Origin of the sequence: Mycobacterium sp. (assembly GCF_044223235.1) — a bacterium.
GTDB lineage: Bacteria > Actinomycetota > Actinomycetes > Mycobacteriales > Mycobacteriaceae > Mycobacterium.
The window spans coordinates 389,970-401,798 of sequence record NZ_JBGAME010000004.1 but is presented as its reverse complement, the minus strand read 5'-3'; the positions used below and the strand labels follow the sequence as shown (position 1 = coordinate 401,798).

The 11,829-nt window shown below is 65.9% G+C and carries 17 protein-coding genes; 1 reads left to right on the top strand and 16 read right to left on the bottom strand.

Annotation, left to right across the window (positions count from 1 at the left end; genetic code table 11):
* Positions 1 to 196: 196 nt before the first annotated feature.
* The 16 genes from rplO to ADBZ6K_RS09475 all read right to left on the bottom strand — a co-directional run bounded on the left by rplO (position 197) and on the right by ADBZ6K_RS09475 (position 10,933).
* The gene (gene rplO / locus ADBZ6K_RS09550) at positions 197 to 640 is read right to left on the bottom strand and encodes a 50S ribosomal protein L15 (protein ID WP_526345827.1); all 444 of its coding nucleotides are present in this window, start codon (positions 638 to 640) and stop codon (positions 197 to 199) included.
* Positions 637 to 828: a 50S ribosomal protein L30 gene (rpmD, locus tag ADBZ6K_RS09545; RefSeq protein WP_526345825.1), complete on the bottom strand. Its 192-nt coding sequence runs from the start codon at positions 826 to 828 to the stop codon at positions 637 to 639. The genes rplO and rpmD overlap by 4 nt, the downstream gene beginning before the upstream one ends.
* Before the next feature lie 3 nt (positions 829 to 831).
* A complete protein-coding gene (gene rpsE / locus ADBZ6K_RS09540) occupies positions 832 to 1,488 on the bottom strand; it encodes a 30S ribosomal protein S5 (protein WP_526345823.1) in 657 nt (218 codons plus the stop codon).
* 37 nt (positions 1,489 to 1,525) lie between these two features.
* Complete coding sequence (rplR, locus tag ADBZ6K_RS09535) at positions 1,526 to 1,933, bottom strand: 50S ribosomal protein L18 (protein WP_526345821.1); 408 nt, start codon at positions 1,931 to 1,933, stop codon at positions 1,526 to 1,528.
* A 2-nt stretch (positions 1,934 to 1,935) separates the two neighbouring features.
* Positions 1,936 to 2,475 carry a 50S ribosomal protein L6 gene (gene rplF, locus ADBZ6K_RS09530; RefSeq protein WP_526345819.1) on the bottom strand — a complete coding sequence of 180 codons (540 nt, stop codon included), beginning with the start codon at positions 2,473 to 2,475 and terminating at the stop codon, positions 1,936 to 1,938.
* A gap of 22 nt (positions 2,476 to 2,497) precedes the next feature.
* The gene (gene rpsH, locus ADBZ6K_RS09525) at positions 2,498 to 2,896 is read right to left on the bottom strand and encodes a 30S ribosomal protein S8 (protein ID WP_526345817.1); all 399 of its coding nucleotides are present in this window, start codon (positions 2,894 to 2,896) and stop codon (positions 2,498 to 2,500) included.
* Between the two features lie 106 nt (positions 2,897 to 3,002).
* Positions 3,003 to 3,188: a type Z 30S ribosomal protein S14 gene (locus ADBZ6K_RS09520; RefSeq protein ID WP_014209125.1), complete on the bottom strand. Its 186-nt coding sequence runs from the start codon at positions 3,186 to 3,188 to the stop codon at positions 3,003 to 3,005.
* A gap of 4 nt (positions 3,189 to 3,192) precedes the next feature.
* Positions 3,193 to 3,774 carry a 50S ribosomal protein L5 gene (gene rplE, locus ADBZ6K_RS09515; protein ID WP_526345814.1) on the bottom strand — a complete coding sequence of 194 codons (582 nt, stop codon included), beginning with the start codon at positions 3,772 to 3,774 and terminating at the stop codon, positions 3,193 to 3,195.
* On the bottom strand, positions 3,774 to 4,091 hold the full coding sequence (rplX, locus tag ADBZ6K_RS09510) for a 50S ribosomal protein L24 (RefSeq protein WP_526345812.1): 318 nt from the start codon (positions 4,089 to 4,091) through the stop codon (positions 3,774 to 3,776). Before rplX ends, rplE begins: the two co-directional genes overlap by 1 nt.
* Positions 4,092 to 4,460, bottom strand: a complete 369-nt coding sequence (rplN, locus tag ADBZ6K_RS09505; RefSeq protein ID WP_018601827.1) for a 50S ribosomal protein L14 — start codon at positions 4,458 to 4,460, stop codon at positions 4,092 to 4,094.
* 268 nt (positions 4,461 to 4,728) lie between these two features.
* Positions 4,729 to 5,610, bottom strand: coding sequence for a formylglycine-generating enzyme family protein (locus tag ADBZ6K_RS09500; RefSeq protein WP_526345810.1), 882 nt, complete (start codon positions 5,608 to 5,610; stop codon positions 4,729 to 4,731).
* Between the two features lie 21 nt (positions 5,611 to 5,631).
* Positions 5,632 to 7,983: an arylsulfatase gene (locus tag ADBZ6K_RS09495; RefSeq protein WP_526345808.1), complete on the bottom strand. Its 2,352-nt coding sequence runs from the start codon at positions 7,981 to 7,983 to the stop codon at positions 5,632 to 5,634.
* A gap of 262 nt (positions 7,984 to 8,245) precedes the next feature.
* A complete protein-coding gene (locus tag ADBZ6K_RS09490) occupies positions 8,246 to 8,680 on the bottom strand; it encodes an ester cyclase (protein WP_526345806.1) in 435 nt (144 codons plus the stop codon).
* Positions 8,681 to 8,695: 15 nt separating this feature from the next.
* A complete protein-coding gene (locus ADBZ6K_RS09485) occupies positions 8,696 to 9,298 on the bottom strand; it encodes an NADPH-dependent F420 reductase (RefSeq protein ID WP_526345804.1) in 603 nt (200 codons plus the stop codon).
* Between the two features lie 9 nt (positions 9,299 to 9,307).
* On the bottom strand, positions 9,308 to 10,105 hold the full coding sequence (locus ADBZ6K_RS09480; RefSeq protein ID WP_526345802.1) for an alpha/beta hydrolase: 798 nt from the start codon (positions 10,103 to 10,105) through the stop codon (positions 9,308 to 9,310).
* Between the two features lie 54 nt (positions 10,106 to 10,159).
* Positions 10,160 to 10,933, bottom strand: coding sequence for an SDR family NAD(P)-dependent oxidoreductase (locus ADBZ6K_RS09475; RefSeq protein ID WP_526345800.1), 774 nt, complete (start codon positions 10,931 to 10,933; stop codon positions 10,160 to 10,162).
* A gap of 122 nt (positions 10,934 to 11,055) precedes the next feature.
* Here ADBZ6K_RS09475 and ADBZ6K_RS09470 point away from each other — a divergent pair, with 122 nt between their 5' ends.
* On the top strand, positions 11,056 to 11,655 hold the full coding sequence (locus ADBZ6K_RS09470; protein ID WP_526345798.1) for a TetR/AcrR family transcriptional regulator: 600 nt from the start codon (positions 11,056 to 11,058) through the stop codon (positions 11,653 to 11,655).
* Positions 11,656 to 11,829: the final 174 nt, after the last annotated feature.

The window sequence follows — 11,829 nt, the reverse complement described above, 5'->3', positions numbered from 1 at the left end:
GTCGGACGGTTCGTGGCCGACGCGGAGGCGATCTACTCCTATGAGGGCACGCGCGAGATGAACACACTCATCGTCGGTCGCGCGCTCACCCGGCTGAGCGCCTTTGTCTGACCCCTGGACACCAACACGAGCAGACGCTGACCGGCCCCTTGTGGGGCCCGTCAGCGTGTGCGGGGGTTGATGAACTGTGGGGGTGTTACAGCGCCGTGGCCGAGCCGCCTGCCGCGGTGATGGCGTCGCGGGCGCTGCCGCTGAACTTGTGCGCGGTGACGTCGACCTTGGCGGTCAGCTTGCCGTCGCCGAGCACCTTGACCAGAACGTTCTTGCGCACGAGGCCCTTGCCGACGAGGTCGTCGACACCGACGGTGCCGCCCTGGGGGAAGGCCTTGCTGATGTCGCCGACGTTGACCACGGCGTATTCCGTGCGGAACCGGTTCTTGAAGCCCTTGAGCTTCGGCAGCCGCATGTGGATCGGCATCTGGCCGCCCTCGAACGTCACCGGGACGTTCTTGCGGGCCTTGGTGCCCTTGGTGCCGCGACCCGCGGTCTTGCCCTTGGAACCCTCACCGCGCCCGACACGGGTCTTGGCGGTCTTCGCGCCGGGAGCCGGCCTCAGGTCGTGCAGTTTGATGACGCTCACTTGGTCGCCTCCACCTCTTCCACTTCCACGAGATGGTGCACGGTCTCGATCAGACCACGCGTCTGTGGGTTGTCCTCGCGGATCACCGACTGACGGATCTTCCGCAGCCCCAGGGTCCGCAGGCTCTCACGCTGCTTCCAGCGGGCACCGATGACGCCGCGCACCTGGGTGATCTTCAGTTCTGCCATGGCTTAAGCGCTTCCTTCACGCGCGGCCGCGACGGCCAGCGCTTCGCTCTCACGGCGCGCCTTGAGCATGCCCGCCGGCGCGACGTCCTCGATCGGCAGACCGCGACGGGCCGCCACCTCCTCGGGGCGCTGCAGCAGCTTGAGGGCGGCCACCGTGGCATGGACCACGTTGATCGCATTGTCGCTGCCCAGCGACTTGGCCAGGATGTCGTGCACGCCCGCGCACTCCAGCACGGCGCGGGCGGCACCGCCGGCGATCACACCGGTACCCGGGCTGGCCGGGCGCAGCAGCACCACACCCGCGGCGGCCTCACCCTGCACCGGATGGGTGATCGTCGAGCCGATCAGCGGAACCCGGAAGAAGCCCTTGCGCGCTTCCTCGACGCCCTTGGCGATGGCGGCGGGTACTTCCTTGGCCTTGCCGTAGCCGACGCCGACCATGCCGTTGCCGTCGCCAACGATGACCAATGCGGTGAAGCTGAACCGCCGGCCACCCTTGACCACCTTGGACACGCGGTTGATCGCGACAACCCGCTCCAGGTAATTGCTCTTGTCACCACCACCGTCGCGGCCCCTGCCGCCACGGTCTCCGCGGTCGTCACGACGGCCGCGGCCCTCGCGGCGACCGTCATTCGACGTCGCAGCTGCCTGCTCGGCCATCATGCAGTCCTTTCAGTCTTCGTCACGTCGTTCATCATCAGAACTTGAGCCCACCCTCGCGGGCGGCGTCGGCCAGCGCGGCGATGCGCCCGCCGTAGGTGTACCCACCGCGGTCGAACACGATGGTCTCCACACCCGCCGCCTTGGCGCGCTCGGCGATCAGCTGTCCCACGCGTACGCTGTGGGCCTTCTTGTCCCCATCGACCGCGCGCACATCGGCCTCGATCGAGGATGCGGCCGCCAGCGTGGTGCCGGTCAGGTCGTCGACCAGCTGCACATGGATGTGGCGCGACGACCGATTGACCACCAGACGCGGAATCGTGGCGGTGCCGGCCACCTTCTTGCGCAGCCGGGCGTGCCTGCGCAACCGGGAGCGACGACGGGTCTCGGAGATGTTCTGCCCCACCGGCTTACGTTCGGTGGCGGCGTCTGTCTTTGCGGCCATTACTACTTACCTGTCTTTCCGACCTTGCGGCGGATCTGCTCACCCTCGTAGCGGATGCCCTTGCCCTTGTACGGGTCGTTCTTCCGCAGCCGACGGATGATCGCCGAGATCTGACCGACCTTCTGCTTGTCGATTCCGGTGACGGAGAACTTGGTGGGCGTCTCCACCGCGAACGAGATGCCCTCGGGGGGCTCGATCAGCACGGGGTGGCTGTAGCCGAGCGCGAACTCCAGGTTGGAACCCTTGAGCTGGACGCGGTAGCCCACTCCGTAGATCTCCATCTTCGTGGTGTAGCCCTGCGTGACACCGGTGACCAGGTTGGCCACCAGCGTGCGGGACAGTCCGTGCAGCGAGCGGTTGCGACGCTCGTCGTCCGGGCGGGTGACCACGATGGCGCCGTCGTCGTTGCGCGCCACGCTGATCGGCTCGGCGATCGCCAGCGCCAGGCTGCCCTTGGGCCCCTTGACGGACACGTTCTGTCCGTCGATCGTGACGTCGACCCCGGCGGGCACCAGGACCGGCTGCTTACCAATACGCGACATAGTCTTTCAGGCTCCTATCCCGCTACCACACGTACGCGAGGACTTCGCCGCCCACGCCCTGACGTGCCGCCTGACGGTCGGTGAGCAGACCCGACGACGTGGAGATGATCGCCACGCCGAGGCCGCCCAGCACCCGCGGCAGGTTGGTCGATTTCGCGTACACCCGCAGACCGGGCTTGGACACCCGGCGCAGGCCCGCGATGCTGCGCTCACGGCTGGGGCCGTACTTCAGTTGCACCACAAGCGACTTGCCCACCCGGGCATCCTCGGTGCGGTAGTCGAAGATGTAGCCCTCGCTCTTGAGGATCTGGGCGATGTTCGCCTTGATCTTCGAGTGCGGCAGAACCACCTCGTCGTGATATGCCGAATTGGCATTGCGCAGACGTGTCAAGAAGTCTGCGATCGGGTCCGTCATGGTCATGACAGCCGGCTCACCTTCCTCGCGCCGGTTCCTCGCTGATCGTCAGCGGGGCCTACCGCGGTACCTGTTTCTGGGATTGATGTGTTGTCTGGGTCGTGCGCCGCTGTTACCAGCTGGACTTCTGCACACCGGGCAGTTCGCCGGCGTGAGCCATCTCGCGCAGGCAGATGCGGCACAGCCCGAACTTGCGGTAAACCGCATGCGGGCGACCGCACTTGCTGCACCGGGTGTAGCCGCGCACCTTGAACTTGGGCTTCTTGTTGGCCTTGTTGACCAGTGCCTTCTTTGCCATCTGTTCAGTTCTCCTTGAACGGGAAGCCGAGGGCCCGCAACAGCGCCCGTCCTTCGTCGTCGGTCGTCGCCGAGGTGACGACGGTGATGTCCATGCCGCGGGGCCGGTCGATGGAGTCCACGTCGATCTCGTGGAACATCGACTGCTCGTTCAGCCCGAACGTGTAGTTGCCGGTGCCGTCGAACTGCTTGGGGCTCAGGCCGCGGAAGTCGCGGATACGCGGCAGCGCGATGGAGATGAGCCGGTCGAGGAACTCCCACATCCGGTCGCCGCGCAGCGTCACGCGCGCACCGATGGGCATCCCCTCACGGAGCTTGAACTGCGCGATCGACTTGCGGGCCTTGCGGATCTCGGGCTTCTGACCGGTGATCAGCGCCAGGTCGTTGACCGCACCGTTGATCAGCTTGGCGTCACGGGCGGCGTCGCCGACACCCATATTCACGACGACCTTCACCACGCCGGGGATCTGCATCACGTTGGCGTAGTTGAATTCGCTGTTCAGCGCGCCCTTGATTTCCTCGCGGTAGCGCTGCTTCAGCCTGGGCTGCACCTTCGCAGCGTTTTCGGTGCCTTCCACAGTGGTCATCAGATGTCCTTGCCGTTGCGCTTGGAGATGCGCACCTTCTTGCCGGTTTCCTCATCGACGCGGTAACCGATGCGGGTGGGGTTGCCGTCGGAGTCGACCACCATCACGTTGGAGACGTCGATCGGCGCCTCCTGGGTGACGATGCCGCCGGACTGAGCGCCGCGCTCGTTGCGCGAGATCGCGGTGTGCTTCTTGATCCGGTTGACGCCCTCGACGAGCACCTTGTTACGCGCGGGGAAGGCCTGGATCACCTTGCCCTTGGCACCCTTGTCCTTACCGGAGATCACGAGCACCGTGTCGCCCTTGTGGACCTTCATCTACAACACCTCCGGGGCGAGCGAGACGATCTTCATGAACTTCTTCTCACGCAGTTCACGACCGACGGGCCCGAAGATGCGGGTGCCGCGGGGGTCGTTGTCGTTCTTGATGATCACTGCGGCGTTCTCGTCGAACTTGATGTAGCTGCCGTCGGCGCGGCGGCGCTCCTTGACGGTGCGCACCACAACGGCCTTGACCACATCGCCACGCTTGACATTGCCACCGGGGATGGCGTCCTTGACGGTCGCCACGATGATGTCGCCGATGCCGGCGTAGCGTCGCGACGAGCCGCCGAGCACCCGGATGCACAAGATCTCCTTGGCACCCGTGTTGTCGGCGACCTTCAACCGCGATTCCTGCTGAATCACTAGATCTCCTGACCTGGTTTGGTATGCACGGCAGATACCGACCTGACGTGCGCGGTCTTGTTGCTAATTCCAGTCACCCAAAGGCACGCAGGGTCTTCGTCCGATGACACAACGCGACGAGGACCGAGGTCTGCCCAAGGCAACCGTTGAATTCTAGGCGACGGCTTGCACAGAACCAAATCGCCGCTGGTCACTCGCGATTTGTGCGCGCGTTGTCGCGGCGCGTTGTCGTGGCGCGCGCAACTCGATGTGCACAGATCGCGCCATGTCAGGAATTCACGCAGCGGAAGCCGATGTGGGTGGTGGCGCTGTCCTGCGACTGCGGCGACCGTGCCGCCGGACGATAGCGATGGCAGTACTCCGGCGCACACAGGTGCGAGCCGCCCTTGAGGGTCTGGTTGACGGCCGGGTCGGGCTGTGCGGGCACCGGGGCGCAACACGATGCACCCCCGGAATCGGGGCGGTGATGGGCCGAGTACCGGGTCGTCGTCCACTCCCACACGTTGCCGATCATGTCGAGCAGCCCGAAGCCGTTCGGGGGGAAGGTGCCCACCGGCGACGTGCCCACCCAGCCCAGCGCACCGTCATTGCGGTAGGGAAACCGACCCTGCCAGGTGTTGGCCATCAGCAGCCCGCCGGGCGACGGTTCATCCCCCCAGGCGTAGGTGGTCGTGGCGCCGGCTCGCGCGGCGTACTCCCATTCGGCTTCGGTCGGTAACCTTCGCCCCGCCCAGTGCGCGTAGGCGGCGGCGTCGGGATAGGCGACCTGCACCACCGGGTGATCGGCGCGGTCGGTCCACGACGACCGCGGGCCGAACGGGTGGCGCCAGCATGCGCCGGGTATCCAGTCCCACCACTGCCGCCAGTCGCGCAGATTGACCGGGCCGCCGGTCGGCCGGAACACCAGCGCGCCCGGCAGCAGGTCAGCCTCGGCGACCCCGGGATACAGCGCGGGGTCCAGCGGGCGTTCGGCGACGGTGACGTACCCGGTGTCGTCGACGAAGTCGGCGAACTGGGCGTTGGTCACCGGGTGCCTCTCGACCGCGAAGGCCGCGACGGACACCGTGTGTACCGGCGCCTCTTCGGGATAGAACGCCGTAGCGCCCATGCGGAACCGCCCGCCGGGCAGTTCGATGAGTTCGGTCGGCATGCGCTTCAGGGTAGGCGGTGGTCAATCCTTCGAGAAGGCAAGGGCCAGACCGGATTCGAGATCAGGGTAGGGGGCTCCGGACAGATCGACGGTGACCTGCGTGATGGTGCCGCCGGTGAATGCGAACGGCGCCTTGTACGCCCTGGACACCGCCGACCCGCTGTTGCGTCCGACGGCGATGGTGGCGCCTGCCAGCCCGAACGTTCCCGGATGGGCCTTGACATCGGCGCGGGACGCGACGACCTCGTCGTCGACGTACAGCGTCACCTCTCCCAGCGGTGTATGGCTGTTGGCCACGGTTCCGGTCCTGGTGTAGCCGGCTCCGAGAATGTGCCGGCCGAGGGGAACCGCCGCAGGCGAGGACAGCCACTGCTCCTCCTCGCCCAGGAAGTTGTACACATAGTGCAACCGGCCGTCCTGGATGAACAGCACGTGGCCGCCGTGCGCACCACCCTGCTTGAACAGCACCCCTTCGGCGCCGCCGGTGTCGACGGTGACCTCGGCGAGCACGGCGAAGGACTGCCCGCGCAGTTCGGCGGCGGCGCCGATGCCGACCTCGGCACTGTTCGGGTAGTAGGTGTAGGTGCTTCGCTGCCCCGACAGATACGGTCGCCAGCGCATCAACGTCTCCAGGATGTTCAGGTCGGCCAGCGGCAACCCGTTGTACTTCGCGGCCTCGGCGAACCAGAGCGCTTTGAGCTCCTCGAGTTTGTCGGGGTGCTCAGCGGCCAGATCTCGGCACTGGCTGCGGTCGGACTCGATGTGGAACAGTTCCCAGCGGTCGGCCTCGAAATGCGACCAGCCCGCGGGTGTCGCGGCGTGGATGGTGTTGGCGAACCAGCCCCTGTGCCAGATCCCGCGGGTGCCCAGCATCGCGTAGAACTGGGTCTCCTTGCCGGTCGGGGCGCCCGGATCGCTCAGGGCCACCTTGAAACTCACACCGTCGAGCGGCTTCTGCGGAATTCCGCGGACGGTCGCGGGCGGGGTGATGTCGAGCAGGTCGTACACGGTCGGCGTGATGTCACACACGTTGACGTAGTTGTCGCGCACCTCGCCGTGCGCGGCAATGCCGTTGGGCCAGGAGATGATTGCGGTGTCCGCGATCCCACCCTCGTGGGAGGCGTAGCGCTTGAACAGCTTGTAGGGGGTGTTGAACGCCATCGCCCACCCTATCGGGTAGTGCGGGTAGGTCTCCGGACCGCCGAGCCGATCGAAGAACTTGAGACTTTCCTGCGGGGTGTCCAGATAGCCGTTGAAGAACTTGGTCTCGTTCACCGAGCCGTTCGGACCGCCCTCACCGCTGGCGCCGTTGTCGGAGATCACCACGATGACGGTGTTGTCGAGCTGTCCGGTCTCGGCCAGATAGTCCAGGATGCGCCCGATCTGGGCGTCGGTGTAGGACAGGAAGCCGGCGAACACCTCGGCCATCCGGCAGAACAACCGCTTCTCGTCATCGCCGAGTGAGTCCCACGGCCGCACGGTGTCCTGCACCGGCCACGGCTCACCGTCGGGCCCCGTCACGTCGAGGTAGGGGTTGACGGGCGACAATTCGGTGTCGGGCGGCACGATGCCCAGCCGCTTCTGGTTCTCCAGCACGATTTCGCGGTAACGCTCGTAGCCCATGTCGAAACGGCCCGAATACTTCTCGACCCATTCGGAGAACACGTGGTGGGGCGCATGTCCCGCGCCTGGACACAGGTAGCTGAACCAGGGCTTGTCCGGTGCGATCACCTTGGCGTCGCGGATGAACTCGATCGTCTTGTCCGCCAGGTCTTTCGACAGGTGATACCCGTCCTCCGGTGCCGCGGGCGGAGAGACGGGGTGATTGTCGTACACCAGATCCGGGTACCACTGGTCGGTTTCACCACCCATGAATCCGTAGAACCGCTCGAACCCGCGCGACAGCGGCCAATGCCGTTTGGAGGCGGCCAGGTTGGACTCCTCGAGGGGGGTCAGATGCCACTTGCCGATGCAGTACGTGTTGTAGCCCTGCTCGACGAGAACCTCGGAAAGCAATGCGGTGTCGAACGGTATCCGCCCGTTGCAGTTGGGGAATCCGTCGGTGAACTCCTCGATGGTGGCCATGCCGACCGTCGTGGCGTTGCGACCGGTGAGCAGCGAGGCGCGGGTGGGCGAGCACAGCGCGGTGGTGTGGAACTGCGACAGGCGCACACCCCGCTCGGCGATCCGGCTCATCGCAGGCATTTCGACCAGACCGCCGAAGCAGTCCCAGGTAGCGATCCCAGTGTCGTCCCACACCAGGTACAGCACGTTGGGCGCATCCTCGACGGCCGTCGGCGCCGCGTACGGAACCCAATCCGGCTCGGAATCGCGGATGTCCAGCTCGATCTTTCCCCTGAATTCCGTTGCCATAGCCAGCCTCTCCGGGATGATCGTCGCGATCCCCTGACCGCCCGGACAATACACCGGCCACCTAACCGGCAGCCGCGAAATAGACGGTGCTGGGCCCATCTCGCAGGCAATCAGGTGGTCCCATCACCCTGGCAAACGACAGCAACCGGGCCCACTCATCGGGGGCTTGACTGCGCTGCACATGCGCCCCACGTTGGCGAGGTGTGCCGGGGGTTCATCGAGTCTTACCGGACTGGCGTCCACCGCTGTCGTCAGCGGCCTTTCAGAGAGTTGTCTGGTCGGGCAATGCGTCGAGCTGGATCAGGACACCGAGGAGGTTGGCGACGCCCCAATGGTCGGTGAGCTGTCCGTTGTGGACGCGGAATACGTCGACCGTGTCGAAGGAGACGGGTCGGCCGGTAGGGGCGATGCCGAGGAATTCTCCTTCGTGGGTTCCGTGGTAGGTCTTGAAGGTGGTGACTTTGTCGTCATCGACTGTCTGCCAGTGGATCTCAGCTCCAAGGTCCGGGAACGCCGCGCGCAGTCCGGTGTAGAGAATACGAACTCCGTCCTTGTCGGGGGTGATGCCGGGTTGGGGCGTGTGGTCGGTGAAGTCGTCGGCGAACAGTTCGTCGAAGACGGTGAAGTCGCCCCCGGCTTGCACTTGTTCGGTGTTGCGCCGGACAAGTTCTTTGAGTGCGTTCGGAGTGGCGGTCATCGTGGTCGACGTCCTCTACGCGGTAGGGATGTACTCGACGAAGGTTCGCGCCGGCAGTGGGCCGCCGGGGAATTCATGGAGTGCTCCGCCGCCGGCGAGGGTGCCGAGGTTGATCGGTGTGTAGTCGAGGGATTCGATGAGTGCGGCGATGACGATGTGGGCGTCGGGGTGGTCACTGGAGTGAAAGAGCAGTTTGCGGCCTCCGGAGACGATAGGGCCTTCGGCATAGCTCTCGGGCGTCATGTGGTTGAACGCCTTGATCACCTGCGCGGCGGGGGCGAGGTTGGCGATGACTTCGCTGGAGGTCAGCCCGCCGAGATCCGCCTTGGTGAAGGTGGGGGCTTCCAGGGGGTTGGTGGTGTCGACGAGGATGCGGTCGGTGAGATCACCTGCCGCGTTCAGAGCGGCGGGCACTTTGCTCCACGGCACGGCGAGGAAAACCACCTCGTGGTCGGCAGCTTCGGCCACGGTCCCGGCGGTTAGGCCGAGCGGTGTGGCGAGTGCGGCCAGGGTGTCGGTGCCGCGACGGTTGCTGATGGTGACGTCGTGGCCGATAGCGGCCAGTTGTGTTCCGACGGCTTGGGCGATGTTGCCGGCGCCGATGAATCCGATCTTCATGTGTGAGGTCTACTTTCCGGTGATGTTGTGAGAGGCCAACCAGGCCAGGGTGGTGTCGGCGACGTCGCGCCAGCCGCGGTCGATGGTCAGGGAATGGCCGCGGCCGTCGAACTCGTGAAATTCGGTGACGGCCGTCGATTTCGCGTACTGCTTGAAGGAAGCTTTGGCGCTGACGTAGGGCACCGTGTGGTCGGAGGTGCCTGCGGTGATCAGCAGTGGACCCCGGGTGGCGTTGGCGGTGTCGACCTTCGCCGGTGAGTGAGGGGTGAAGTTGGCCAGTCCGGCCTCGAACAGGGGCTTACCTGGTGAGGGGATGGCCCACTGCTCCCACAGTTGATCGGATTCGGCTGCGGTGAGGGCGTTTCCGAAGCCGTAGCGGAACTGGCTTGCGCTGAGCGCTTTGGCGCGCCCACGATTGAGCGGGTTGCCCAAGACGGGAAACGCCGAGCGCAGCTGCGCGAGCGGGAGGGGTTTGACTCCTTTGATGGGGGCGGGATCGATCGCCACCGCGGCGGCCACCAGGTTCTGTCCGAGCAGCTTCTGGGCGATCAGGCCGCCGAAGGAATGTCCGATGACCACTGGTGGGGCGTCGAATTGCTTGACGATTCCGGCGAAGTGCTCGGTGAGCGCATCGATGCCGAATCCTGCCTGCGCCGCGGGGTTTTCCCGGGTCGCGGCGACGGTGTCGGCTTCGCCCGGCCATGCGGGTGCGACGGCGTTGTGGCCGTGTTCGGCGAAGTGGTCGATCCAGGGTTGCCAGGCGGTGTGGGCAATCCACAGGCCGTGGATGAATACGGTGTCGGTCATGACGAGCCGGAGTCCTCTCGGGGCTGGTGCGTGAGGCGGTGGGTTTTGGATCGGTCAGAGCGTGTAGCCGCCGTCGATGTTCCAGGTGACGCCGGTGACGAATGCAGCTTCGGGGAGCGCGAGATAGGCCACGGCACTGGCGATATCGGCGGGCTGGCCGTAGCGTCCGAGCGCGGTCAGGCTGCGCATATGGTCGGCGAACTCGCCTTCGTCGGGGTTCATGTCGGTGGCGGTCGGGCCAGGCTGGATGTTGTTGACGGTGATGCCGCGTGGTCCGAGTTCGCGGGCCAGGCCGCGGGTCAGGCCCGCAACCGCGGCTTTCGTCGTGGAGTAGATGGAGATGCCGGGCACCGGAACGCGGTCGGCGTTGACGCTGCCGATGGTGATGATGCGCCCGCCCGAACCCAGGTGCGGCACGGTGGCGCGGACAGCGGCGAACACACCCCGCACGTTGACGGCGATGAGGCGGTCGAACTCCGCAAGCGGGAACTCCTCAATCGGCGCGCCGTGCGCCACACCGGCGTTGTTGACCAGGATGTCGACCCCACCGAGCGCGGTCACGGTCTGCTCCACCGCGGAGGTGATCGCCTCCACGTTGCCGCTGTCGGCGCGGATCGCCGCTACCTGCGACCCGGAGGCCGAGGCTTCAGCGACGAGTTTGTCGGCCTGCTCGGGTGAGGAGTGGTAGGTGAATGCGACGGCCGCGCCGTCGGCGGCGAGGCGACGTACGATAGCCGCGCCGATCCCGCGGGATCCGCCGGTGACTAGGGCTCGTCGCCCTGCCAGCGGCCGCTCGGTGTCGGTAGTGGCGGTGGTTGTGGTGGTCATCGATGGCTCTCTTTCATCCGGATCAGCACTTTCGAACCGATCGGTTACTAAGTATGATCAGGTAAAGCCGCTGATGCACCGTCACATTCCAGAGTGTGGCGCGGATCATAGGAGGTGATCGGATGGCGATGGGAAGGCCGCGCGAGTTCGATCCCGAAGAGGTTCTCGTCAAGGCGATGACGCTGTTCTGGGAGCACGGCTATGACGGGGTGTCGATCAGCGATCTGACGTCAGTCACCGGGGTGAATCGGCGCAGTCTGTATGCGGAGTTCGGTTCCAAGGAGCGACTGTTCTACAAGGTGGTGGACCGCTATCTGGCCGGGCCGGGTGGGTTCGTCGGGGCAGCGATGTCCGAGCCGACAGCGTGGGAGATCGCCAACGCCATGGCACACGGCGCTGCCGACGCCTACACCGATCCCTCCAGTCCCCGTGGTTGCCTACTGGTGCAGGGGGCACTTGCCGCCGGCGAGGACGCGGCACCCATCCAGGCCGACCTAGCCGACCGCCGCGCCGCCGGAGTGAAGCTACTCGCCGAACGCTTCGCCATGGCTCAGCAGGACGGCGAGCTCCCGGGTGTCGATCCGATGATCCTCGCTCGATGGATCCACGCTGTCTGCCAAGGCATTTCGATCCAGGCCTGCAGTGGCGCCACCCGAGAAGAACTGCACGCAGTGGCCGACCAGGCCTTGAAGGCCTGGCCGGCAGCATCACCACGGGGATAGGCGAGCGGATCGAAGTCCCAAGGCTCGCGCAACGCGCTGGGCAGCATGGGTACCGTGCCGTGTGCGTGCCCAGATCGGCCTCTTTGGTGCGTGCTGGCCGGCATTGATTGCCTCGACGCCGGCGCTGTCGCCGGCAATGACCCGCACAGAGCCAGAGCCCCCGTCCACGGGGAC